The sequence below is a fragment of the Flavobacterium sp. 22659 genome, from assembly GCF_052044235.1.
Classification (GTDB): Bacteria; Bacteroidota; Bacteroidia; order Flavobacteriales; family Flavobacteriaceae; genus Flavobacterium; species Flavobacterium johnsoniae.
Genome location: NZ_JBQEMU010000030.1, coordinates 1 through 23,934 on the forward strand (window position 1 = coordinate 1; position 23,934 = coordinate 23,934).

The following is a 23,934-nucleotide window of genomic DNA, read 5'->3' on the forward strand; positions in this document are numbered from 1 at the left end:
TTTAAAATTCCCTATTCCAGATAACCGGATTAAAATCCGGTCCTACAATATTGCCGAACCGAAGGTTCTTTTTATTCGAAACCAAAATCAAAAAATTCCAAAGGAATGATTCATCTTGTAGCAACGGATTTTAATCCGTTGATTATAAATATCGCCCCAAATTTAAAGTTCCGTAGGGAACGGCATATTTAAACCAATAAAAAAAAGAAAGTTAAATATTACAAAAAATATTGTTTCAGCCATAAGATTGATTTCATTTGCGAAAAAATTCAAAATGGCAAACACTTATCATCAGGTTTATATTCAGTTTGTTTTTGCAGTAAAATATAGAAATGCAGTAATCGAAGAAAAATGGAAATCAAATTTATGTGGCGTCATTGGAAACCTAATCAATGAAACAGGATGTAAAACAATTATTATCAATGGAGTTGAAGATCATATTCATTGTCTTTTAGCACTTAAACCAACAATAACAATTTCAGAATTGATGAAAACTGTAAAGGCTAAATCTTCCAAATATATCAATGACAACCAATTAACAAAATCAAAGTTTTCCTGGCAGGAAGGTTATGGAGTATTTTCATATAGTCAGTCTCAAATTGATTCCGTTTATAAATACATCCAAAATCAAAAAGAGCATCACAAAAAACAAAATTTCAACGAAGAATATCTAAATTTTCTGAACAAATTCAATGTACAATACGAAGAAAGATATATTTTTGAGGATCTAATGTAATATTATGAAAATACAATATATCTTAATTGCAATTCTTTTTACAGCCTGCCAAAAAGAACAGAAAAAAACAGAGACAGCAGATTTTAATTCTATTGAAATTCCAGAAGTTGCCGAAACTAACGCAAAAGAAACCGAGAAACTTCCGCTGCATATTGACACTATTATTCTTTCTGAGGAGAAAAATGCAAATGTCAGCCGTATTCTGGCAAACTTAATGGAGAAAGAAGTAGATAAAGACAGTATTATAACTTCTAAATTCAGACTTGATTTTTATCAGAATAAAACCAAAGTTGCTTCTTCAAATGTAGAAATCAAACAATATGAAAAAGGCGCTGAATGGTACGGATCATTTGGTTTAAAAGATTCATCAGATAAAAATTCTTCTTTTATAAAAATTACTTCGGGATATCCGGCTTGCGGTTATACTCATGACAACTATCTGTATTACTTAAAAAATAATGATCTGCAGCTTGTTCACCAATGGTATTCAATGTCTGACAGCGGCTGGGGAAGCTGGACTGAATTTGCAAGCGATGAGACTGGAAAAGACCCTAAAAACTTTTATTGCAAAACTGTTGCATTTGAACCTTCAGACGATGATTCTGAGGACTCTGGTATTGTAACTTACTCTGATTCCATTTCATTTTCACTAAAAGGAGACAAATGGAAAAAGAAACTGCTTTCGGCAAAAGAGAAACCTTATTTCGAAAAGAAAATGACTTTTAACGAGTTTCACAACCAGCAATAAAACTGTTTTAAGAGGCCTTATTCAAATTCTTTCTTAGGTAAATAATTTCTAACTTTGTAAAAAAACAAAGAAATGATTGATTTTATATACCAAGATCCTTATCCAATTTTAAAGGATGATACGCAGTACCGCAAAATCACCTCTGATTTTGTAAAAGTTGAAAAATTTGGAGAACGTGAAGTTTTAACCGTTGACCCAAAAGGTTTAGAATTATTAGCTGAAGAAGCTTTAACCGATGTTTCGTTCATGCTTAGAACGTCGCATTTACAAAAACTAAGAAACATTCTTGACGATCCTGAAGCTACAGATAACGATCGTTTTGTTGCCTACAATTTACTTCAAAATGCTTCAGTTGCTGCCGAAGGTCAATTACCAAGCTGTCAGGATACCGGAACAGCAATTGTAATGGCTAAAAAAGGCGAAAGCATCTTTACAGGTGTTGATGATGCTGAATGGTTAAGCAAAGGAATTTTCAATACATACCAAAAACGTAATTTGCGTTATTCGCAGATTGTTCCGATTTCGATGTTTGAAGAGAAAAACTCAGGATCGAATCTTCCGGCACAAATTGATATTTATGCTAAAAAAGGAACTTCTTACGAATTCCTTTTTATGGCAAAAGGAGGCGGATCTGCAAATAAAACATACTTATACCAACAGACAAAATCGTTATTGAACGATAAATCTATGGATGCATTTATCCGCGCCAAAATCAAAGACTTAGGAACTTCGGCTTGTCCGCCTTATCATTTGGCTTTAGTAATTGGAGGAACTTCTGCGGAAGCGAACCTAAGTGCTGTTAAAAAAGCTTCTGCCGGATATTATGACAATCTGCCAACTTCAGGAAACATGGCTGGTCAGGCTTTTCGTGATTTGGAATGGGAAGAACGCGTTCAGAAAATCTGTCAGGAAAGTGAAATTGGAGCTCAGTTTGGAGGAAAATATTTCACGCATGACGTTCGTGTAATACGCTTACCTCGTCACGCTGCTTCTTGCCCGGTTGGGTTAGGGGTTTCTTGCTCTGCTGATAGAAATATTAAAGGAAAAATCACAAAAGACGGAATCTTCGTTGAACAGTTAGAAGTAAATCCAAAACAGTTTTTACCAGAAACGGCGCCGCATTTAGAAGCTCCGGTTGAAGTTGACTTAGATCAGCCAATGGCAGATATTTTGGCTAAACTATCTCAATATCCTATCAAAACTCGTTTAAAACTAAACGGAACTGTAATTGTAGCGAGAGATATTGCTCACGCAAAAATTAAAGAATTATTAGATGCCGGAAAACCAATGCCGGAATATTTTAAAAACCATCCTGTATATTATGCTGGTCCCGCAAAAACTCCGGAAGGAATGGCTTCAGGAAGTTTCGGCCCTACAACAGCCGGACGTATGGACGTTTATGTAGATGAATTCCAGAAAAATGGCGGAAGCATGGTTATGCTTGCTAAAGGAAATCGTACAAAACAAGTTACTGATGCCTGCAACAAATACGGCGGATTCTATCTAGGTTCTATTGGAGGTCCTGCTGCTATTTTGGCACAAGATAATATCTTAAAAGTTGAAGTAGTTGATTTTGAAGAATTAGGAATGGAAGCTGTTCGTAAAATCACTGTTAAAGACTTCCCTGCCTTCATTATTACGGATGATAAAGGAAATGATTTCTTCGAAAATTTATAATTTTTTTTAGTGGCTAAGGTACTGAGGTTCTAAGCTGCTAAGCTTTAAATACAAAACCGCCTGTTGGGCGGTTTTTTTTATTCTTAATTAATAGATCATTTTTCTTTGTGGCTTCGGATTAAAAAGCTGCGTACTTTGCGGTTAAAACCTCTAAGTGGTTTTATCTTCTTTTTCAAATGCTATGAAATGTGAAATTTTGCCTTTTAAATTATAAATCGGCGCTGCATCGACACTGCATTTATAAGTCCTGCCGTCTTTTTTATAGTTTTCTATTGTTTTTTTAAACGGAACTTTTAGTCGGATGGCTTCTTTAATTTCTTTTAAAACAGATTTAGAAGTTGCAGGTCCCTGAAACATTTTAGGCGTTTTTCCTAAAACTTCTTCTTCCTGATATCCTGTCATTCTTTTAATTCGGTTTGATGCAAAGACAATTTTCAAATCTAAATCAGTAATAAGCACTACTTCTTCTTTGATTCTTTCTTCTATTTTGAGATCTTTTTCGTTCCAGGTAAATTGGGAAGCAATTTTATTAACCTTTTTCAAATCGGCAAAAACAGCTTTTAATTCATTTAAATACTCATAATGAAGATCTAAGGCCAGGATTGGCACCAAAGTGCGGTTTGTTATATCTTCAGAGCTATTCTTTTTCATTTTAAATGAATTTTAGAAGTACTTTTCCCTCAAAGATAGCACTAAAATTGCAAATTAGATTACGTTAAAACTTATTTATACGAATTAAAAAGCAAATTTCAATTGCACTACAACCGCTTTTTTTTCTTCGGTATTTAAATTACTGAGTGAAATTCCGAGTAACCGAACCGAATTTTTCATTTTTTCCTGATAAAGCAGTTCTTCTACAATCTCCATAATCAAACTTTTATCTGAAATAAAATAAGGCAGTGTTTTACTTCTTGTCTGCTGGGTAAAATCGCTGTACTTTATTTTTAGAGTCACTGTTTTTCCTGAAACATTATGCTTCTTTAATCGTTTTTCAAGCGAAACAGCTATTCTCTCTAATTGTTCGAGCATGAAAATTTCTGAAGAAAGATTTACATCAAAAGTATGTTCTGCGGCAACAGATTTAGTTATTCGGTGCGGTTTAACTTCGCTGTTATGAATACCGCGAACCACGCTGTAATAAAAAGTACCAGACTTACCAAAGTGTTTTTCAAGAAATTCCAACGATTTGCTTTTAAGATCTAAGCCCGTAAAAATTCCGAGCTGGTACATTTTTTCAGTCGTAACTTTTCCAACACCGTAAAACTTTCTAATAGGCAGTTCTTCTAAAAAAGGAATAATTTCTTCTGGATTAACCGTTTTTTGTCCGTTTGGTTTATTGATATCACTGGCAATTTTAGCTACAAATTTATTGACCGATATTCCTGCCGAAGCGGTTAATCCAACTTCATTAAAAATTCGGTTTCTAATTTCTTGTGCCAATAAACTGGCGCTTGGATTTCCTTTTTTATTTTGGGTTACATCGAGATAAGCTTCGTCGAGCGAAAGCGGTTCGACCAAATCGGTATATTCATGAAAGATTTTATGAATTTTGGATGAAATTTCTTTGTATCTGTCAAATCTTGGGCGGACAAAAATAATTTCGGGACAATATTTTTTGGCCAAAACACCGCTTATAGCACTGCGAACACCAAACTTTCTGGCTTCGTAACTTGCCGCTGCAACTACTCCTCTATTTTCTGAACCGCCTACTGCCAAAGGTTTTCCGCGCAAAGCAGGATTATCCATCTGCTCTACCGAAGCATAAAAAGCATCCATATCAATATGGATAATTTTTCGATATGTTGGCACATCTGACATTATGCAAATTTAAAAAGGAAAAGCAATAAAAAAGCGTTGTCAATAGTTATAAATAGTATCAATTTTTAAAGATTATCAACTAAATGAATCCAAACAAATCATTTTACTTATTTTTGTAGTTACATCCGAAATATTTAAAAATGCGAACATTTGTTATAGGCGACATACACGGAGGATTACTCGCACTTGAACAAGTATTGAAGAAAGCCGAAGTTACTACAAAAGATACTCTTATATTTTTAGGCGATTATGTTGACGGCTGGAGCCAGTCGGCAGAAGTTATTGACTTTTTAATCGACCTTAAAACCAAACAAAACTGCATTTGCATTAGAGGAAATCATGATCAGCTGGCATTAGACTGGCTGGAAAACAGACATGAGGATTTTGATGAAGAAATGTGGTACAAACATGGCGGAAAAGCCACTGTTGAAGGATATTCTAAAATATCTCCTGAAAGAAAAAAAGAACATATAGCGTTTTTTGAATCATTGAAAGATTATTATCTTGATGATGAAAACCGCCTTTTTGTTCATGCCGGATTCACTAATTTAAATGGTGTAGTCTGGGAATATTTTCCAAAATTATTTTACTGGGACAGAACACTTTGGGAATCTGCTTTGGCATTAGACCCAAATTTAAAACCTGACGATTTATATTATCCTAAGCGTTTTACCGTTTATAAAGAAATCTACATTGGTCATACTCCTGTTACAAGAATTGGACAGACTGTTCCTGTAAACAAAGCCTGCGTTTGGAATGTTGATACAGGTGCCGCTTTCAAAGGTCCCTTGACAATTATGGACGTGAATACCAAAGAGTTCTGGCAGAGCGATCCGCTAAACGAATTGTATTCTAACGAAAAAGGTAGGAATTAATCTGTAAAAAACTAAATTTGCACCAGCAAAATAATTAATATTTAAGTTTATGAAAAAAGTTATCATCACATTATTGTTTTTAGTATCATTTGGATTTATTCAGGCACAAGAGGCTTTTACAGGTAAAGGCGACATTAGAGTAAACGTGGGTGCTAATCTTCAAGATGGCGGTTCAGGAATTCAAGGTTCTGTTGATTTTGGTTTAGGAGAAAATTTCTCGTTTGGATTTGTTGCCAATTACTTACTTGGAGTAGATAATTTTAATGGTTTTTACCACAACGACCCAACTCCATACAACGATTACAAACCAGAATTTAAAGATCGTTTTGATGCTAAGGCTAGAATTAATGCTAACTTAAGCAGTGTTATTGGAGTAAAACAATTAGATGTGTATCCTGGTTTAAGTTTAGGGTTACGTAACTTTGGCGGACATGTTGGAGGACGTTACTTTTTTACTGATGGATTTGGTGTTTTCACAGAGCTTGGTTTTCCAATTGCAAAATACAGCACGGAGAAAGATGTATTCGATCATTTAAACAATCAAGTTACTTTCAGCTTAGGAGCTTCTTTTAAACTGAACTAAGTTTATATTATAATCATAGCCGAGGTTTTGTTTGTGATTTAATCATTTAAAAACGTTTCGCAAAGTTTTATAAATTAAAAACCGCTCAATTTAGAGCGGTTTTTCTTTTTCGGGTAATCTGTAAAAACCTTTTAAGGGTTTCTATTTATTAATCTCTGTTTTTATTTTTTAGCAAATTTCTTAACTATTTTTTCTTTACCATTATTCAATTCGATAAGATAAATTCCTGTGCTTAATCTGCTTACATCAATTGCGCCAGAAACTTGTCCAGAACCAAGCTGTTGTCCAAGAGCATTAATAATTTTATACGAATATGCATTTTCTTCTGAAACAGAAACATTTAACTCACTTTCAACAGGGTTTGGATACAATGCAAATCCTTTTGTTTCAGTTTCAACAATTCCTGCAGCAATTGGTTCTGCTTCAATCGTTCCAGAAGCTGTTATGTTTATGGTATAATCTTCAACTTGTCCATAAGAGAATCCTTCACAAGATGTTGGAATAGCATTGTATTTCATAGAAACTCTCATTCTTGTTGCGCCTAAAACTGCAGTTGCCGGAATTGTAATCGTTCCTGTTACCGGAGTAGTTTTTGATGCTGCTTTTGTCCAAACCGTTTCGCCAGAATCTGCAAAATCTCCATCTTGGTTATAATCGATAAATACCGCATAACCTTCATTGTAAGTTGTAGATGTCCAAACCGGAGTTATAGTGATTGTATAAGCACTTCCTCTTGCTGCATTTGTAGAGATAGCAGTATAATTTTCATAACCTGCTGTTCCGGTTGACGTATTATTGATTGTTCCAAAAACTACTTTACTTATTCTTTCATCAGCAGTGCTGTTTCCCTGAGAAGCACAATACGATACTGTCGCTGCTGTTGTAGTTACGCTAACCGCATTACTTGCTTCAGAAACATTTCCGGCAGCGTCTTTAGCTTTTACAGTAAAGCTGTAAGTTGTTAGTGCTGTTAATCCCGTAACATTGTATGAAGTTGTAGTAGATGAACCTTTTAAAGTTGTTCCCTGATAAATATCGTATCCTGTAACAGCAACATTATCTGTTGAAGCTGTCCAGGTCAAATTTGTTGTTGTTCCGGTTGTTCCAGAAGCTGCCAAACCTGTTGGTGCCGATGGTGCTACTGTATCTGTAGTTCCAGAATAAGCCGCGCCTACTCCTATCGCATAAAATGCATTTGTAGTTGCGATAACTTCTGCAGAACCTGCTCCATACAAATCAATTGCAGATTGAATTCCTGATGTTCTTGCATTTGCAAAAGTTGAGTTTGAAGTTAAATAAACATCTTCTAAACGAAATGCAATTTTAGCAGCTTTATCAATTCCAATACCTGTTACGTTGTATGAACTTCCAATATCATTAGTTCCTGTTTTTCCAACAGATAAAATATAAAACCAGTGATTAAAAACGCCAGAGTTGGTATGCACACCGCAATAATCATTACTGCTTGTCGGCGTACAGCTTACACTAATCCAATTTGTTCCTCCATAAGTATCCGGCTGACCTTCTGATTTTGGGTTACTCATTGAACGAAGAGCTACGTGTCCACTTCTTCTTTCAATATCTTCACCTACTAACCAAGTTGACTTTGTCGGTGCGGCACGATATTCAATACAAGCTGCCCAAATATCAGAGAAAGCTTCGTTCATTGCTCCAGATTCTTTTTGATATGCCAAGTTTGCTGTATACGTACAAACTGCATGGCCAATTTCATGTCCGGCAACATCTAATGAAGTTAAAATATCAAATCCGCCTGTACCGCTTCCATCACCGTATGTCATAACACTTCCGTTCCAGAAGGCATTGTTGTTACTTGAATATCCTGCAGCAATTAAATTATAGTGCACATAACTTTTAATTTTTGCTCCAGCATCGTCATAACTGTTTCTGCCGTGTACTGCAGACCAATAATCGTAAGTCATTTCTGCGCCCCAATGTGCATCGAGTGCTCCGTTGTCTTTATTGGTATTATTATATTCTGCTGCTGTCCAGTTATTATCAGCATCCGTAAAGTTTGTTGTTGGATAAGTTGCAGTTCTTGCAGAATTATAGGTTTGAATTCCACTGCCGCGCGTTCCATCCAATAAAATATAAGACGAACCGCTTAAAGTAGTTTGTATAGTCTGCGTTCCACTGTAACGTGTGGCTGCATTTGCGGCAACAATTGTTTTTTTAGAAGAAGAAGCCGTTTCTTTATCAGCACTTTTTGAAGATGAAACTTTTCTTGCATGAACATTATCGTTTAAGTGCTTAATTGCAGCATTGTAAAACAATGCTTTTCCTGTTTGAGCATCTATATACAAATCGCCTCTGCTTAAAGGTTTTGTTGCATAGATATCAAATTTGTAAGCGAGACGAACATTGTCTGTAGTTCTCTTTTCACCCTGTTGTTCCATATCTGGCAGAAGAACCAGTTCGCCAACAGGTTTTTCATATCCAATTTCTTTCGCATCTTGTGGTTTATCCCAAAGATATTCAGACGCGTGTGTATGACTAACTGCTCTGTTAAAAGCTTCCTGGGGAGAAAGAGCTGGAGTAAGTTTTACATTTTCGATGTTGTAATACTCTCCATTCATCGAAACTAATCTTCCGTTTTCAGAATGTAATGTATAATTGGCAAATTCTACTTTAATTCCCTGTTCATACAACTGAAATTTTTCATGCGTGTAACCTTGTTTATCAGTTTCTGTTTTTACTTTTCTAAAAGTCTGATTGTCTTTTAGCCCAAGCTGTTCTTTAAAAACTTTCTGAGAATCTGTTCCTTTATACGTCGATACATCGCTAAAGGTAATTAAACTAGGCTGTCCGTTTTCGGATACATTTTTTTGGCTTATCCTTTTGTCAGTAACCTGCGCAGCTGCAGAAAGTGATAAAATTAGTAAAGCTGCTGTAATAATTCTTGGTAATTTTTTTTCCATAATAATTGGGGGTTTTTAAGTTTGGTTAAATAATTACAAACAAATCAATTAAAGTAAGTAAATACTTAAATTTGAAATAAAAGTATTTTAATTTTGTTAGATAATCGATGAAATTTGCCGTTAATCGATAAAATGCAACAATTTTTACTTTAAATTCACTTTTATTTAACAAACCATAAGAAATTCTCAAATAAAAGTGCGAAATTTTGTATAGTTTAAATATTCAAACAACTGAAAAACAGGACAAAACTCAAAAAAAAGTCAATTTTATGGACAGAATTTTAATTTATTCTTACAAAAAAAGCCGGCTTAATGCCGGCTTTTCAATTTTTCGTAAAATTCTTATTTATTTAGATATTCATTTCCGGAATTTCTCCTTCAATTATCAAATCTGCTTCAGTTGAAGCAATAATATGCTCAACAGACACGCCTGGCGCTCGTTCTAAGAGCTTAAAACCCTTTTCAGTTACTTCTAGAACTGCGAGCTCAGTTACAACCTTTTTTACACATCCTACACCAGTCAACGGCAAAGTGCATTTTTTTAGGATTTTAGATTCTCCTGCTTTATTAACGTGCATCATAGCCACAATGATATTTTCGGCAGAAGCCACCAAATCCATTGCGCCTCCCATTCCTTTTACCATTTTTCCGGGAATCTTCCAATTGGCAATGTCTCCGTTTTCAGAAACTTCCATTGCACCCAAAATGGTTAAATCTACTTTTTGACTGCGGATCATTCCAAAACTAAAAGCCGAATCGAAGAAACTTGCTCCTGGCAATGTTGTTATGGTTTGTTTACCAGCATTAATAATATCGGCATCTTCTTCTCCTTCAAAAGGAAAAGGTCCCATTCCTAAAACGCCGTTTTCGCTTTGAAATTCGACCGCAATATCTTCTCTGACATAATTTGCAACCAGAGTAGGAATTCCAATACCCAGATTCACAAAATATCTGTCTTTAACTTCTTTTGCAATTCGTTTTGCTATATCTTCTTTATTAAGTGCCATATTTATAATGTGTCAATTTGGAAATTAGATGATTAGATAATTCAAAAACAATTATCCAATTGTCTCATTATCTCAATTATCTAATTTCTAGTTCTTACAGTTCGCTGTTCAATTCTTTTTTCAAATTTTTCTCCCTGAAAAATACGCTGTACCATAATTCCGGGAATGTGAATTTGATTTGGATCCAGAGTTCCAACAGGAACCAATTCTTCAACTTCGGCAATCGTGATTTTTCCAGCTCCCGCCATGCAGGCATTAAAGTTTCTTGCAGTCCCTTTAAAAATAAGATTTCCGGCTTCATCACCTTTCCATGCTTTTACAATTGCAAAATCTGCTTTAAAGGCTTCTTCCATAATATGCATTTTGCCGTTAAATTCACGTACTTCTTTGCCTTCGGCAACTTCAGTTCCGTAACCAGCCGGGGTAAAAAATGCCGGAATTCCTGCCTGAGCTGCACGACAGCGTTCAGCCAAAGTTCCCTGCGGTGTTAATTCAACTTCCAGTTCTCCAGAAAGCATCTGACGTTCGAACTCAGCATTTTCTCCAACATACGAAGAAATCATTTTTTTGATTTGTTTTTTCTGCAAAAGCAAACCTAAACCAAAATCATCTACACCTGCATTATTTGAAATACAGGTTAAATCTGAAATTTGAGTATTTACTAATGCAGCGATTGTATTTTCTGGAATACCGCACAAACCAAATCCGCCAAACATAATTGTCATTCCGGTTTCGATTCCTGCAATAGCTTCCTGAACATTATTAACTTTTTTTGTTATCATAACAAATGATCTTTATTACTGTATAATTTTGATAAAAATAAGATTTTTAGATTAAATTATAACGATTTCGTAAAAAATAAATTGAACCATAAAAAAACATCCTTTTGCAATCTTCCTTATCCGGAAAAGTACAAAAGGATGTTACTATTTTAAAGCTGATTCTAAGTTTTACAACTCGAATTCGTCTGTGTTTTGTTCTGTCTGTGTCGTATCTTTTACAATAGCTGGTCTTTGGTAGCAGTCTACTTTTATAGAAAGATTTGCCGGACGTTCAAATTCTCCTTTAGAAACCTGAAGGTTTTTATCTTCATAACATTTCTTCATAAAATACCCCCAAACTGGTAAAGCTGCAGTTGCTCCTTGTCCGTAAGTTAAACTTTTGAAACGTGCTGAACGGTCTTCGCATCCAACCCATACTCCGGTTACTAAGTTTGGAACCATTCCCATAAACCAACCGTCTGATTGGTTTTGTGTTGTTCCGGTTTTACCTGCAATTGGATTTTTAAACATATACGGATAACCTGTCCAGCGATTGTCTCCACTTCCTCCGCCTTGCGTACGTAAACGCACACCAGAACCACTTTCTGTTACCCCTTGAAGTAATTTGATTACTGCAAAGGCAATATCTTTATTTAAAACGTCATGAGACTCTGGAATTGGCTCGTAAATAACCTCACCGCTTTTGTTCTCAATTCTGCTTAAAAACTGTGGCTTTACATAAACTCCCTGGTTTGCAAATGTACTATATGCAGCAACCATGTCTTCAACCGTAATATCTACCGCTCCTAAAGCAATTGAAGGCTGTACCGGGATTTCTGTTTTTACTCCTAATTTTTTAGTCAGTTCTACAACTGCTTCAGGACTTGTTCTGTCAATTAATTTAGCCGAAACTGTATTGATAGAAGCCGCCAAAGCTTGTTTTAAAGTAACCATTCCTCTGTATTTGTAATCAGAGTTTCTTGGTTCCCAGTCTTCTGTTACGTGGTGACGTCCTTTATGGATCATAAAAGGTCCGTCAAGAATAGAGTCGCAAGGAGACATATTCAATTCTTCGATCGCAGTAGCATATACGAAAGGTTTGAAAGTAGATCCTACTTGTCTTGCTCCCTGACCTACGTGATCGTATTGGAAATATTTGTAATTGATTCCTCCAACCCAGGCTTTGATGTTACCTGTTTGAGGTTCCATCGCCATTAATCCTGACTGTAGGAAGTGTTTGTAATAACGAATAGAATCCATTGGTGTCATAACAGTATCACGTTCTCCTTTCCAGGTAAACACTCGCATTCTAGTTTTTATTTTGAAAGAAGCAATAATATCATCTTCGCTTTTATCAGCATCTTTCATTTGAGCCCAGCGTACAGAGTTTTTCATCGCCTGCATCATGATTCTTTCTGTCTCTGCCTGCGTAATATTTACGAATGGTGCATTTTTATTGTTTTTTTGTTCAATAAAAAACTGTTGCTGCAGGTTTTGCATGTGTGCAGAAACTGCTTCTTCAGCATAAGACTGCATTCTCGAATCAATGGTAGTATAAATTCTTAAACCATCTTTATAAATATCATAATCAGATCCGTCTGGTTTCTTGTTTTCAGTTACCCATTTTTTCAAGTAATCACGAAGATATTCTCTAAAATAAGTTGCTGTACCTTCACGGTGGCTTTCTAATTTAAATTTTAATGCAATTGGTAAAGCCTGTAATCTTTCTTTTTCAGCTTCAGAAATCATTTTTGCTTTCACCATCTGCCCCAAAACCACATTACGACGGTTTTTTACTCCTTCAGGATTTCTAATCGGGTTGTATAATCCAGAGTTTTTGAACATTCCAACCAGCATAGCCGATTCGTCGGTTGTTAAATCTTTTGGCTCTTTTGAAAAATAGGTTTGCGCCGCTGAGCTTACTCCTACTGAATAATTTCCAAAATCGTAAACGTTGCAATACATTGCTAAAATCTCATTCTTAGTATATTGTCTTTCTAAACGAATGGCGATAATCCATTCTTTTACTTTTTGCAGAATCCTGAAAGGCAGGAAACGAGAACCTTCTCCGTGAAACAACTGTTTTGCAAGCTGTTGTGTCAATGTACTTGCTCCTCCGTTTGTACCTAAACTAAAAACGGCTCTTAAAGTTCCACGACCGTCAATACCAGAATGTTCATAAAAACGAGCATCTTCGGTAGCAACCAGAGCTTCTACTAAATTTTTTGGAAGATCAGAATATTTAAGCTGTGATCTATTGGTTTTGAAATATTTACCTAATACAACTCCATCCGAAGAAATAACTTCGGTAGCTAAATTAGAATCCGGGTTTTCTAAATCTTCAAAAGAAGGCATTGAACCGAAAAGTCCCCAAGAAGCAAATAAGAAAAATGCCAGAATTCCTAACAGGAAATAGGCGAAGATTCTCCAGAACTTCTTTTTGTAGTAATTAATATCCTTCGTGGTATTTGTTTGATTGTTTTTTTTAGCAGCCATAACTATTTTTCTAATCTTTTTGTTCTATTCTAAAACCTACGTCTGTAATACCCTCCAAAGCCTCGACTCCGGGAATTTTCCCTGATTCTCTAACAGCCTGTTTGATATGAACTTTGTACTTTCCTTTAAACTTCACATCTTCTTTGTAATACAGTTTACTTTCTTTAATATCAGTAAAACCGTTCCCCATTAATGTCCCGTCCGGGTTTGCCATTTGGTATTCTAAAGTATCAACTTTTGTAAAACCGCTTGGTGTTTCAATAGCCACAATTAAAAATAAATTATTGAAAGGATAATTGTTGTTATCTCTCAAATTTACAAACAAATTGTACTTTTTGGTAGAATCTAAAACTGGCAGGTCAAAAGTTACAACGCTGTCTTTGTGCCAGGCACTTCCAACAGATTTGTACTCATCGAATACTCTTTTTTTATCGCACGAAAAAAGAAGTATCGCTGCCAAAAGAAGAATACCGCTATTTTTTATTCTCATTTTTTGTGATAATTATAGGTTTTCTAGGTTCAGCTGGTTTATTATCATTTGAATTCTGCTTATTCGGATTGTTTGAATTATTCGAATTTTTGTGCTTGTTCTTATGATTAGGTTTATTTGGGTTCTGTTTATTCTGCGGATTTGGGTTTCCGCCTGCTGGTTTATTGTTGTTGTTATTTGCCTGTTTTGGTTTTTCCGGCGCAGCAACAACTGCACTTTCAGCATTTTGCTTTTTCTTGCGGTTTGGTTTTTTCTTTCTTTTCGGCTGATCGAAACGTGTTAAACTTTCCTGGCCCATTGCGTTATTAAAGTCTTTTTCAGGTTCTGAAGTAACTTCAATTGCAAAATCTTCTAAAGAAGAAACTTTGTTTTTTTGTTTGTTTTCGGCAATAATTTCTTTTACCTGATCTATTTTTAAAACGTGCCAGTTTGCAAAATTATTGGTATAAGCAAACCACATTAATCCTTTAAAAATATCTTGTTTTTGGCAGACAGCATCTCCTTTTTCGGTTACGAGTTTGGTATCGTAATCCGGAAAATCTTTCAAAGCGTCCATGTAAGTATCTAACTCATAGTTTAGACAGCATTTTAGTTTACCACATTGTCCGGCTAATTTTTGCGGATTAAGTGATAATTGCTGATAACGAGCTGCCGAAGTATTTACACTTCTAAAATCTGTAAGCCATGTTGAACAGCAAAGTTCACGTCCGCAAGAACCAATACCGCCCAAACGAGCTGCTTCCTGACGGAAACCAACTTGCTTCATTTCGACTCTGGTGCTGAATTCTTTTGCAAAATCTTTAATTAAAAGTCTAAAATCGACTCTGTCATTTGCTGTGTAATAAAAAGTTGCTTTCGATCCGTCTCCCTGAAATTCAATATCCGAAATTTTCATTTCCAGTTTATGCTGAATTGCCAGTTCACGTGCGCGAACTTTCATTGGTTCTTCGCGGTCACGTGCTGTAGACCAGATATCGATATCTTTTTGAGATGCTTTTCTATAAATTTTTGGAACTTCGTTACTGTCTGGATTAACTCCTTTTTTCTTCATTTGAATTTTAACCAATTCTCCTGTCAAAGTAACAATTCCAATATCATGACCAGGCGAAGCAACAGTTGCTACAATATCGCCAATGCTTAAACTTAATTTTTCTGAATTTCTAAAAAATTCCTTACGTCCGTTTTTAAAACGAACCTCAACACAATCAAAAATCGCCTCTCCATTAGACGGACTCATGTTCGAAAGCCAGTCAAAAACCGTCAATTTATTGCAGCTATCGGTGCCGCAACTCCCATTATTTTTACAACCCTTAGGCGCGCCGCCATCTGAGGTTGAACAACTTGTACATGCCATAATTATATATGTAGTGCTGCCAGAATGCAGCTTAAGTTCATAAACGTTTGATCGGTAAAGATAGTATTTTTTTTATTTTGCCCTTTATAGATTAGTTCTAAAGGGGTGTTAAATAAAAAATGCCTTGATTTTAAACAAAATTTTGTTCGAAACATCTTCTTTTCTCCAATGAATAGATCAAATAAAAAACTTATTCTGTTTGTTTTATGTCTTATACTGGTCATTTTTACTATTACCCTAAGGTACTTTTGTGAGTTACATTTTGAGTAATTTCTTTCAAACTACAAAAATTATATAAATGCATTAATTTTCAAACATAAACATCAATGGAAAAAAAGCCTTTTTGCATCTCTTTAAGAGAAGGACTCATTATCACAATCTTTAATAATGAACTTGATGAAATTCATGATTACGCTATTGAAGGAGATAATTCACTATGGTATCTTTTAGGTACTGACATATGGTTAGAATTACAAGAGAGAAATGAAAAAATGTTTATTGTGGCGAGAAACTACAACAAGACCTATTTTGAATGTTTTATAAACGATGAAATTTTCAAAAGTATTAAAGTTTATGAAGAATGCGGAATCGTTGTAATGTCATCTTCAAAAGAATTTGAGGAACAAGATTTGCTTACAGATCTAAGTTTTGATTCGACAGAAGATGATCTTGTTGAATGGGCTAACAATAAAATAGAAAATGATTTAAACATGTTTATATGCTGTTATTATACAAAAGAAGCAAGAAAAAAATATCATGACAGTGACTACATCGCATAAAATAAGACAGTATATAAAATTAAATACATCTGAAAAAGACTTAATTGAACATACTTGCCCTCGCTAGCGCGAGCATATTGCATGTAAATTTTCAGACAGGAAAAATTACATGACTTTACAAATAAACTTATTCAAGACATACAAAGAAAACTCAAATAAAAATTCATGAGAATATTTAACACAAATCCCGAAGGTAATGAAATGGCAGAATTAGAAAATGCCCGCTATATTGGTTTAGCTATTAAACAAATTCAAGAAAATGCTGAATGGCTAAAATCCAGTAATAAACCTGTACAAGCACTTTTAACCCATATTGACATATTAGTAATACTTGCAAAAAGATTTCCCGTTAATGCGAATCTATTAATAAAAAAACCTATTGTTAAAGAATGGAATGAAATCTTCAATCAATGGTATGCCAGATCTGGCAGTAAAATACCCGCAAAATTTAGAGATGGGATAAAGACAAATGGAGAGGAGTTATTTAAAGAATTAGATAAATATGGACACTAAAAAATTTACAGAAAAGATAGAGCCTTTTTTTTGGGTAGAACATGATAAAAGTTTTTCTGTTTGTTTAAATGCGGGAATTTTTAAAACAGAAATTTTTAAAATAAGGGAAGATGAAGGCTTTGAAGGTAATGGATATGATTGGACGTCACTTGCAGTCGTATTTTTAAATGAGATTATGCCTAATCTTAAAGGCAAAATTAACTTTGATCCAGAAGCAGGAATGTTTAGTGCATATTCCTCAAATAAATATGATTTACAAGAATTTGCATTATCTTTTAAAAATGCATGTGATAATGACATTGTAATTAGGAATTTATTCTCCCATGTTGAGCTCGATTGATATAATAGACAATTTATATTTTTCCCTCGCTGACGCGAACATCTTGCTCGTGAACACAAATTCTATAAAATTGGGATTATTGATTTAGAAGACGTTCACAAGCAAAATGTTCGCGAAAGCGGGAAAAATGCAAATACACATCGGTCGGTGATATAAAAATCAATGAAAAATAAAAAAATACAAACAGGTAAAATCTTTGGCAAAGCTGCTAAAGAAACCGGATTTAAAGGCAGTGGGGTAACTCGTTATATTGAATTTCCAAATTATTGGTTACTCGTAAATCATCAAAAATCATTTTACAGCATTCATTTTTATGCAAATGTTGGCTTGATTTATAAAGAATTGGTAGATCATACTATTACTGAAGATGAACTAAAAAATGCATTCAAGGGAAAATCTGCTATTTTTCCTCATGTAAAATTTTACATTGAAAGGTGTCCTGAAATGCCAGATGATTTAACTATACAAATTGGCCGTGCAGTTGAAAATGGGCAAGAAGAAAGACTGGAAAATGTACTTAAGGAATCACTAACTAAATTGCTGTCTTTTTTTGAAAAAAACTACAGCAGACAAGATATACGAAAAATGTATGAAGACAAAAAATTATCTGGTTTTGTATATAAGGATGTTTAACGTAGTACAAGTGAATCATATTTGACAATATTACTTATGAATAAACAACAAATGATAGAACTTATGAAACAAAAGGATTCTGCCTATTTTGAGTTCTATAAAAAAGTAAAGGAAAAAACGAATTCATTGCAGTGGGGAGTTGGCGTCACACCTCCATATTCCTTAGAACCTTATCGTTTTGAACTCCTAGGAAATAAACCTGGAAAAATGTTAAAGAAACCATCTAGTCCAGGTAAGAATAGGCATTGTTATTTTTACGACAATCAAGATCGAATCATTCACGCAATTAGTTACGCAAGTTTAGGAGGATCAACTGGAAATAAATCATGGATTCATAATGATGATTTTTATGAATATCATGATAATTCAGTAATACGTTATGTTTATAGCGGAGTATTTGAATCTGGAAATGATAATGAATTGGACAGAGTAGTATTTATTGAAATCAATGACGGACTAATAACTAAAACCTATGAATTAGATAAGCTTAATTTTGAATATATGGAAGCAGAATATTTTTATGAAAATAATAAAATAATCTACATCGATTTTTTGTATCCTGACTCACCTGTAAAAAATAACAAATTTAAATTAATTCATGAACCAAATGAGATCCAAATTATTGAACTTAGAAATGGTATCCAAATTCAGATTTATCCCTGATTGGCAACCCAAACATCTTGTTCATAAGTCCCGTTAAATCATTAAACTTAATCACAATATAATACTCTCAAGTAGAGGGAGAAAGAATTTCACACTTCAAGTCAATTATCGCAACTAAAAAACATGATAGACAGCAAATTAATCAAAATACTTTCTAAAGTATATCAATATAATAATGAGAACTATAACTTTAAAAAAGATATTAGTTTATATAAACTCCCTAACAACTTTAAAGAAAAAGATCTTTCCTTAATACAAAACAGCAGATTTGAAATTAATAGAATAGAACATTACGAACATAATTCTGTTATTAAAGAATTAAAAAAAATAATTACTGAAAATAATTTAGAAACAATTGTCTATAATTTATTCTTAAGAGCTGTTGGAACTGGGTTTCATAGAGGGCTTCAACCCATAATGAGCTATTTATTTGCAATACAAGTTCCTGAGCATGATTTTGAGCCATTGAAAGATCGACATTATCGAAATATTTGTAAAATTTGTGGACTTCCAAAAGAATCATGGGAAAATGATGGAAAAAATCTCTACAATTTATATATAGGATATTGTCCAATGTTTGGTAGTTTAGAGTCTCTTTTAGATCTTAAGGAAGTAGCTGCATTTGAAAACATAAGAGCAACAGATGATGATATTAATATTTTCAAAAAATTAATTACAACCATTGACAATGCAGTCGAAAAAGAAACACCGACCGATTTAAAAAACAGAATATCAAGAGAAAAGATCTTACCGAACAGTAATAGTGTTTCAAGAACATGGCTTATCAAAATTTTGGCTGAGTTGGGTATAATGAAAAATACATTCGATGAAAATTATAGTTCTTTAAATAAGTTTGTTCCATATTATCAGAGATTAGAATGGGAATTTAAACTACATGAAAAGGCTCCAAATCATAGAGTGGAAATTGATTTCCCTATATCAGCATGGCGTGGTAAATTAGGAATAAATTATAGCATTGTCGAACAAATTCTGACAAAATTAGAATAGCATAAATGATTTTCCTTTCTTACTCAAGCATTTTGCTCGTGAACACAAGTTCTATAAAACTGAGATTATTGATTTAGAAGACGTTCACGAGCAAAATGCTCGCGCTAGCAGGGAAATTATTTCTATTATCTTAAAAAAAAGAAAATTCTAATTCAATATTTCTTTGGTTAATAGACGAAAAAGAACTTGTGTTTGTTTGTCAATCTTTTTGACTTATTTATTTCTTATTTGAAAAATGATATTAAATGATAGTTCAATTTCTCGATTGGCTCCCTAACTCAAACTTTTAGCCATAATATTATATCTTTAACTAATATTATATTAAAGAAAATAATAGATTCTTTTAGCCAATTTATTATCATTTTACCCAGCTTATTTTACAAAACAATTAAAAATCAAAATTAAAATCATGCCGTTTTCAATAATTACAAACCGAATCGAAAAAGAAACTAAACTTAAAAATTTCGATACTCTTGAAAGTGAAATAAATAATTGTAAAAACATTGACGATTTTATCATTTTAAACAATGACCCTGCTATTGATAAAGCTATTTATTTACAAGCAATAGTTACAGACAAAGAAAAATTTACGCTGGAAATAAGACTGGAATACGACAATGATTTTTCGCAATATGGAATTGAAAAAGTGTCAAAAACAGAATGTTTACATATTTTCAGGCAATATTACGAGGGCAATTTACCTGATTTAAATCAATGGGAAAACATAACAAAATATCTTCTGGAATATTATTATGATACAGAAATTGGTCTAAATCAAGAAACTGTACATCCATCCTTCAATGATTACTTTAAATCTGATTTTTATTTCAGCATAAGTGACTTTTATTCTCCTTTTGGTAATGATGCCGGTTTTGACGCTATGATCGAAACTGAGAAATTTTTACAAGAAGATGATTCAAACAACTTTCATCTTATCCAGTTTATTAATGAAATCAAGGTTGAGAGTTATGATTATAATGCAAATAAAGACAATGAAAATTTACATTTTTTAGTTTACGATCATAACGCAATTGTATCAATTGGTTTTACAAACTTAAAAGTAAACGGATTTATCATGGAAGATGTGAAAGAAAAAACTCTGGCTTCGCTTAATTTTTTAAATCAGGTTCAAAATCATGAGAATTACCAAATCATGGTTTCAGATTTAAATAAAATTGAAGCCCAAACGTATGGTTTATAAAAGCTGCTGAACTTCGTTTCAGCACTTTTATTTCTGTTTTTAAACATCATTTTTTCAAAAAACCTTATTCTGTCCATTTTATGCCGTAAAGAGGCATTTTAAATTTTTATTCTGAAATATATTTGACAATTTTATGTTTTATCTTACAACATGATTTATGTTCTCATGAATTTAGAATTCTTGAGAATATAAATTACGCTTATATTTCAACTCAAAAATATTTTTTACATGCAGACACAGAATATTATCGAACAGTACATTTTTCAAGGAAATCTTGACGCCGCGAGAGAAGCAATTAAAAATGGCGAATCCTTTTCTGAGCAATATCTTAAAAACAATTTTTCGCAGATAACCGCCAAAATTTTTGAAGCAAAAGCTCTTGATCTTGTAGAAGCTTTGATAAAAACAGGCTTTATAGAAACTGATATTTACGAATTAGACAGTTTTGATAAATCGATTTTCAGTTCATTGGCCCGAAATATAAAAGGTGATGACGAGTCTTTGGCTTTCTTCAAAGAAATAATGTCGAAAATGGACAATGTCAATGACGAAATAAGCGACCAGACTTTATTGGGTTACTGCATCGAAAAGGAAGCTGTTCCGGAAATCATTAAAAGTTTAATAGAAGATTTTGGCTGTAATGCTGATTATAAAAACAATGCACAGGAAAATCTGATTCATAAAATTGTAAACAACTATTCTCTAAATGCAGAGAAAGGCAAAGAATACATCAAAACTCTTGTTGAAAACGGAGTTGACATCAACGAAAAAAATGTTGTTGGTACTACGCCCCTAATGTATGCAGTGAAAAGAAACAAAAAAGAATACATTCCATTGTTATTAGAAAACGGGGCCGATCCTAACGAAAAAGACAATCAGGAAAACAGTTCCTTTTATTATGCCGCTGGCGAACAATTTTCTATGCCAATGTATGAACTTTTAGCAGAATCATCTACGGCAGACTTTAACAGCATCAATAAAGACGGAAGAACTTTGCTGACCGAATTTATCCGTATGATGTCTGATTCAGAAAATGACTTGAATTCACTACAAAGATTATTATCTGATGGTGCTGACTTAAAACACAGCGCTTTATATTATGGAAATCCAAAATCAGGCATAGATTATGTAGCTGAGAAAAAATCCGGTATTCTAAAATCTGTATTAGACAGCGGCTCTATTGATATCAACGAACAGGACAATCAAGGAAACACCATCTTACACAAAGTCTGCGCATACAATGTAAATTATGATGCCGAAGCTGCAAAAGAAATCTATAGAAAAGTAAAACTGCTGCTTGAAAATGGCGCCGATAAAGACATTAGCAACGATAAAGACGAAACAGCCTTAATACTTGCTTCTACAGATAATTTGAAAATCAAAACTGTTGAACTTTTAATGAAAGCCTAATTTTTAGAAATATATAAAATCACGATTATATGTCAATGTCATTTATAATTGCCTGTGAAAACGGCAACCGAAAAATAGCCGAATTACTCCTTCAAAATAAAGAAGTAGATGTAAAATATACCGATGAAAAAGGAAGAACTGCTCTTCATTATGCCGCACATAGAGGATATCTGGATATTGTAAAAATTTTATGCGAAGATGGTGCAGATTTAGATTATGAAGATCATGAAGGCGAAACGCCTTTGTTCTTTGCCTGCCTTCAAAAACAGAAACAAACGGCATTGTATCTTTTAGAAAATGGAGCAAAAATCGAAATCAATGACAAAAGCGGAAACAGTCTTTTGCATTTAACGGTTCAGACAGCACAAATTGAAATTGCAACAAAGTTGCTTGAAGCCGGAGTTGATGTTAATTTACTGAATAACAACGGAGAAACTCCGCTTATATTGGCATCTGCAAGACTAAACAGAGAAATTATACAATTGCTTTTAGACAAAGGAGCCGATATTAATGTAACGGATAAGCAGGGAAATACACCATTACTTTATGCTTGTTACACCAAATCGATTCCAATGGTAACTTTGCTTTTAGACAATGGTGCCGAAGTAAATCATACCAATCATGCCGGAGAAAATGCTCTTTTAATTGCCTGTTACGAAACCAATAGAATGCTTGCCAAATTATTGGTAGAAAGAGGTGCCGATGTATTTACATCAAACAACAATGGATATTCTCCTATTTGGTATGCTTGTTCAAATAATCAGAAAGAAATTGTGGCTTTGTTCCTGGAAAATGGTGTTGATGTAAATTACAGTAAACCAGTCGCAGGCGATACCTTATCAATGAACGATTATTTGGATTGGGTTGTAAGCGCATCTAATATCGCTAACGATTCTAGTTTTACACTCAACGATTCATATAACTATGGCGGAGAAAGCCTTTTGCATGTTGCAACAAAAAAAGGAAATTTAAGTATGGTAAAACTGCTTATCGAAGCCGGAGCGAATATCAATATTCAAGATGAGTCTGGAAATACGCCTCTTCACTACAGTGCTGCCAACGGAAAGAAAGATGTTGTAAAATATCTGCTTGATAATAAAGCCGATGCATCAATCGTAAACGTGAAAGAGCAAAAAGCAATTGACTATTCAAACGTAAAAGGTTTTAATGAAATTACAGAACTAATCTTGAAATATGCTCCTTCGGGAACGGTTGTAAACCTAATAAATACAACAACGCAAACCGAAGCACCAAAAGCCGATTCTTCAAATTCTATGGAAGCAAAGAAAAAAGCATTACTGGATTTAAAAGAACTTCTGGATGCCGGAATTTTAACTTCAGAAGAATTTGAAAATGAGAAAAGTAAAATTTTGAAAGGGTAAAAATAAAACAACAAAATATGACAACCCAAATTAAAACAATCATTACCAACCTTGAGCAATACATTCAAAAAGCATACGAAACGGGAGATGAATATGAATTTATAGATCTTGCTTATGAAATATGTGACGAACTTGAAGCAATAGAAGATAATTTCAACGCAATAGAGCCGCTTTTTGAACTTATTGAACGCAGTCCAGATATAGACTATGGCTGCCCAGGCCCATTAGGCAGTTTCATGGAAAATCATTATAAAAACGGATACGAAGAACTACTTTTAAAATCTATTGAACGTAAGCCAACAGAATACACCTTGTTCTTATTACATCGTCTGATAAACGACAAAAATAATTCTGAACATCAAAAATATCTGGATTTAATGAAGAGCATATCTTTAAATACAGCATATCCTCAAAACATTATCGACAATGCAAAAGACAGTTTGACCTATTTTGAACAAATCTAGAAAAGCTGAAACAAGCATTTCATAAAACAATAAAAAAAGCCTTTATTAGACTTTGAAAGA

General features: G+C 33.8%; 23 protein-coding genes. 15 read left to right on the top strand and 8 right to left on the bottom strand.

Annotated features, from left to right (window positions below):
* Nucleotides 1-274 precede the first annotated feature (274 nt).
* The 3 genes from tnpA to ACTJIW_RS22190 all read left to right on the top strand — a co-directional run bounded on the left by tnpA (nt 275) and on the right by ACTJIW_RS22190 (nt 3,161).
* Nucleotides 275-736 (top strand): IS200/IS605 family transposase, encoded by a 462-nt coding sequence (gene tnpA / locus ACTJIW_RS22180; RefSeq protein WP_440716519.1) that lies wholly within the window; start codon nt 275-277, stop codon nt 734-736.
* A 4-nt stretch (nt 737-740) separates the two neighbouring features.
* Nucleotides 741-1,484, top strand: a complete 744-nt coding sequence (locus ACTJIW_RS22185; RefSeq protein WP_440716518.1) for a hypothetical protein — start codon at nt 741-743, stop codon at nt 1,482-1,484.
* A 72-nt stretch (nt 1,485-1,556) separates the two neighbouring features.
* Nucleotides 1,557-3,161 (top strand): fumarate hydratase, encoded by a 1,605-nt coding sequence (locus ACTJIW_RS22190; protein ID WP_121359790.1) that lies wholly within the window; start codon nt 1,557-1,559, stop codon nt 3,159-3,161.
* 150 nt (nt 3,162-3,311) lie between these two features.
* Here the strand turns inward: ACTJIW_RS22190 and ACTJIW_RS22195 are convergent, their stop codons facing one another.
* A complete protein-coding gene (locus ACTJIW_RS22195) occupies nt 3,312-3,812 on the bottom strand; it encodes a PAS domain-containing protein (RefSeq protein ID WP_440716517.1) in 501 nt (166 codons plus the stop codon).
* A gap of 84 nt (nt 3,813-3,896) precedes the next feature.
* Nucleotides 3,897-4,979 carry a DNA polymerase IV gene (gene dinB / locus ACTJIW_RS22200; protein ID WP_440716516.1) on the bottom strand — a complete coding sequence of 361 codons (1,083 nt, stop codon included), beginning with the start codon at nt 4,977-4,979 and terminating at the stop codon, nt 3,897-3,899.
* 140 nt (nt 4,980-5,119) lie between these two features.
* Here dinB and ACTJIW_RS22205 point away from each other — a divergent pair, with 140 nt between their 5' ends.
* Nucleotides 5,120-5,854 (top strand): metallophosphoesterase family protein, encoded by a 735-nt coding sequence (locus ACTJIW_RS22205; RefSeq protein ID WP_012022971.1) that lies wholly within the window; start codon nt 5,120-5,122, stop codon nt 5,852-5,854.
* Between the two features lie 49 nt (nt 5,855-5,903).
* On the top strand, nt 5,904-6,437 hold the full coding sequence (locus ACTJIW_RS22210) for a DUF6646 family protein (RefSeq protein WP_012022972.1): 534 nt from the start codon (nt 5,904-5,906) through the stop codon (nt 6,435-6,437).
* A gap of 161 nt (nt 6,438-6,598) precedes the next feature.
* Here the strand turns inward: ACTJIW_RS22210 and ACTJIW_RS22215 are convergent, their stop codons facing one another.
* The 6 genes from ACTJIW_RS22215 to ACTJIW_RS22240 form a co-directional block, all read right to left on the bottom strand.
* Nucleotides 6,599-9,373, bottom strand: a complete 2,775-nt coding sequence (locus ACTJIW_RS22215; protein WP_440716515.1) for a M4 family metallopeptidase — start codon at nt 9,371-9,373, stop codon at nt 6,599-6,601.
* Between the two features lie 350 nt (nt 9,374-9,723).
* Nucleotides 9,724-10,380, bottom strand: coding sequence for a CoA transferase subunit B (locus ACTJIW_RS22220; protein WP_440716514.1), 657 nt, complete (start codon nt 10,378-10,380; stop codon nt 9,724-9,726).
* A gap of 80 nt (nt 10,381-10,460) precedes the next feature.
* Complete coding sequence (locus ACTJIW_RS22225; RefSeq protein ID WP_012022975.1) at nt 10,461-11,162, bottom strand: CoA transferase subunit A; 702 nt, start codon at nt 11,160-11,162, stop codon at nt 10,461-10,463.
* A gap of 168 nt (nt 11,163-11,330) precedes the next feature.
* Nucleotides 11,331-13,637, bottom strand: coding sequence for a penicillin-binding protein 1A (locus ACTJIW_RS22230; protein WP_012022976.1), 2,307 nt, complete (start codon nt 13,635-13,637; stop codon nt 11,331-11,333).
* Nucleotides 13,638-13,647: 10 nt separating this feature from the next.
* The gene (locus ACTJIW_RS22235) at nt 13,648-14,127 is read right to left on the bottom strand and encodes a gliding motility lipoprotein GldH (protein WP_012022977.1); all 480 of its coding nucleotides are present in this window, start codon (nt 14,125-14,127) and stop codon (nt 13,648-13,650) included.
* Complete coding sequence (locus tag ACTJIW_RS22240) at nt 14,111-15,481, bottom strand: PSP1 domain-containing protein (protein WP_073410203.1); 1,371 nt, start codon at nt 15,479-15,481, stop codon at nt 14,111-14,113. Before ACTJIW_RS22240 ends, ACTJIW_RS22235 begins: the two co-directional genes overlap by 17 nt.
* A 326-nt stretch (nt 15,482-15,807) precedes the next feature.
* Here ACTJIW_RS22240 and ACTJIW_RS22245 point away from each other — a divergent pair, with 326 nt between their 5' ends.
* The 10 genes from ACTJIW_RS22245 (at nt 15,808) to ACTJIW_RS22290 (ending at nt 23,874) form a co-directional block, all read left to right on the top strand.
* A complete protein-coding gene (locus ACTJIW_RS22245; protein ID WP_440716513.1) occupies nt 15,808-16,260 on the top strand; it encodes a hypothetical protein in 453 nt (150 codons plus the stop codon).
* 165 nt (nt 16,261-16,425) lie between these two features.
* Complete coding sequence (locus ACTJIW_RS22250) at nt 16,426-16,773, top strand: hypothetical protein (RefSeq protein ID WP_440716512.1); 348 nt, start codon at nt 16,426-16,428, stop codon at nt 16,771-16,773.
* Nucleotides 16,763-17,113, top strand: coding sequence for an immunity 51 family protein (locus tag ACTJIW_RS22255; RefSeq protein WP_440716511.1), 351 nt, complete (start codon nt 16,763-16,765; stop codon nt 17,111-17,113). The genes ACTJIW_RS22250 and ACTJIW_RS22255 overlap by 11 nt, the downstream gene beginning before the upstream one ends.
* A 162-nt stretch (nt 17,114-17,275) precedes the next feature.
* Nucleotides 17,276-17,746 (top strand): DUF4304 domain-containing protein, encoded by a 471-nt coding sequence (locus tag ACTJIW_RS22260; RefSeq protein ID WP_440716510.1) that lies wholly within the window; start codon nt 17,276-17,278, stop codon nt 17,744-17,746.
* A gap of 36 nt (nt 17,747-17,782) precedes the next feature.
* Nucleotides 17,783-18,409 (top strand): hypothetical protein, encoded by a 627-nt coding sequence (locus ACTJIW_RS22265; RefSeq protein WP_440716509.1) that lies wholly within the window; start codon nt 17,783-17,785, stop codon nt 18,407-18,409.
* A gap of 123 nt (nt 18,410-18,532) precedes the next feature.
* Complete coding sequence (locus ACTJIW_RS22270) at nt 18,533-19,417, top strand: hypothetical protein (protein ID WP_440716508.1); 885 nt, start codon at nt 18,533-18,535, stop codon at nt 19,415-19,417.
* A 409-nt stretch (nt 19,418-19,826) separates the two neighbouring features.
* On the top strand, nt 19,827-20,618 hold the full coding sequence (locus ACTJIW_RS22275; protein ID WP_440716507.1) for a hypothetical protein: 792 nt from the start codon (nt 19,827-19,829) through the stop codon (nt 20,616-20,618).
* Between the two features lie 228 nt (nt 20,619-20,846).
* Nucleotides 20,847-22,028 (top strand): ankyrin repeat domain-containing protein, encoded by a 1,182-nt coding sequence (locus ACTJIW_RS22280; protein ID WP_440716506.1) that lies wholly within the window; start codon nt 20,847-20,849, stop codon nt 22,026-22,028.
* A 29-nt stretch (nt 22,029-22,057) separates the two neighbouring features.
* Nucleotides 22,058-23,410, top strand: coding sequence for an ankyrin repeat domain-containing protein (locus tag ACTJIW_RS22285; protein ID WP_440716505.1), 1,353 nt, complete (start codon nt 22,058-22,060; stop codon nt 23,408-23,410).
* A gap of 17 nt (nt 23,411-23,427) precedes the next feature.
* Nucleotides 23,428-23,874: a hypothetical protein gene (locus ACTJIW_RS22290; RefSeq protein WP_440716504.1), complete on the top strand. Its 447-nt coding sequence runs from the start codon at nt 23,428-23,430 to the stop codon at nt 23,872-23,874.
* Nucleotides 23,875-23,934: the final 60 nt, after the last annotated feature.

What these genes read in the sequence shown, in the direction of transcription:
- tnpA (WP_440716519.1), top strand. Translation starts at nt 275, where the DNA reads ATGGCAAACACTTATCATCAGGTTTATATTCAGTTTGTTTTTGCAGTA.
- ACTJIW_RS22185 (WP_440716518.1), top strand. Translation starts at nt 741, where the DNA reads ATGAAAATACAATATATCTTAATTGCAATTCTTTTTACAGCCTGCCAA.
- ACTJIW_RS22190 (WP_121359790.1), top strand. Translation starts at nt 1,557, where the DNA reads ATGATTGATTTTATATACCAAGATCCTTATCCAATTTTAAAGGATGAT.
- ACTJIW_RS22195 (WP_440716517.1), bottom strand. Translation starts at nt 3,812, where the DNA reads ATGAAAAAGAATAGCTCTGAAGATATAACAAACCGCACTTTGGTGCCA.
- dinB (WP_440716516.1), bottom strand. Translation starts at nt 4,979, where the DNA reads ATGTCAGATGTGCCAACATATCGAAAAATTATCCATATTGATATGGAT.
- ACTJIW_RS22205 (WP_012022971.1), top strand. Translation starts at nt 5,120, where the DNA reads ATGCGAACATTTGTTATAGGCGACATACACGGAGGATTACTCGCACTT.
- ACTJIW_RS22210 (WP_012022972.1), top strand. Translation starts at nt 5,904, where the DNA reads ATGAAAAAAGTTATCATCACATTATTGTTTTTAGTATCATTTGGATTT.
- ACTJIW_RS22215 (WP_440716515.1), bottom strand. Translation starts at nt 9,373, where the DNA reads ATGGAAAAAAAATTACCAAGAATTATTACAGCAGCTTTACTAATTTTA.
- ACTJIW_RS22220 (WP_440716514.1), bottom strand. Translation starts at nt 10,380, where the DNA reads ATGGCACTTAATAAAGAAGATATAGCAAAACGAATTGCAAAAGAAGTT.
- ACTJIW_RS22225 (WP_012022975.1), bottom strand. Translation starts at nt 11,162, where the DNA reads ATGATAACAAAAAAAGTTAATAATGTTCAGGAAGCTATTGCAGGAATC.
- ACTJIW_RS22230 (WP_012022976.1), bottom strand. Translation starts at nt 13,637, where the DNA reads ATGGCTGCTAAAAAAAACAATCAAACAAATACCACGAAGGATATTAAT.
- ACTJIW_RS22235 (WP_012022977.1), bottom strand. Translation starts at nt 14,127, where the DNA reads ATGAGAATAAAAAATAGCGGTATTCTTCTTTTGGCAGCGATACTTCTT.
- ACTJIW_RS22240 (WP_073410203.1), bottom strand. Translation starts at nt 15,481, where the DNA reads ATGGCATGTACAAGTTGTTCAACCTCAGATGGCGGCGCGCCTAAGGGT.
- ACTJIW_RS22245 (WP_440716513.1), top strand. Translation starts at nt 15,808, where the DNA reads ATGGAAAAAAAGCCTTTTTGCATCTCTTTAAGAGAAGGACTCATTATC.
- ACTJIW_RS22250 (WP_440716512.1), top strand. Translation starts at nt 16,426, where the DNA reads ATGAGAATATTTAACACAAATCCCGAAGGTAATGAAATGGCAGAATTA.
- ACTJIW_RS22255 (WP_440716511.1), top strand. Translation starts at nt 16,763, where the DNA reads ATGGACACTAAAAAATTTACAGAAAAGATAGAGCCTTTTTTTTGGGTA.
- ACTJIW_RS22260 (WP_440716510.1), top strand. Translation starts at nt 17,276, where the DNA reads ATGAAAAATAAAAAAATACAAACAGGTAAAATCTTTGGCAAAGCTGCT.
- ACTJIW_RS22265 (WP_440716509.1), top strand. Translation starts at nt 17,783, where the DNA reads ATGAATAAACAACAAATGATAGAACTTATGAAACAAAAGGATTCTGCC.
- ACTJIW_RS22270 (WP_440716508.1), top strand. Translation starts at nt 18,533, where the DNA reads ATGATAGACAGCAAATTAATCAAAATACTTTCTAAAGTATATCAATAT.
- ACTJIW_RS22275 (WP_440716507.1), top strand. Translation starts at nt 19,827, where the DNA reads ATGCCGTTTTCAATAATTACAAACCGAATCGAAAAAGAAACTAAACTT.
- ACTJIW_RS22280 (WP_440716506.1), top strand. Translation starts at nt 20,847, where the DNA reads ATGCAGACACAGAATATTATCGAACAGTACATTTTTCAAGGAAATCTT.
- ACTJIW_RS22285 (WP_440716505.1), top strand. Translation starts at nt 22,058, where the DNA reads ATGTCAATGTCATTTATAATTGCCTGTGAAAACGGCAACCGAAAAATA.
- ACTJIW_RS22290 (WP_440716504.1), top strand. Translation starts at nt 23,428, where the DNA reads ATGACAACCCAAATTAAAACAATCATTACCAACCTTGAGCAATACATT.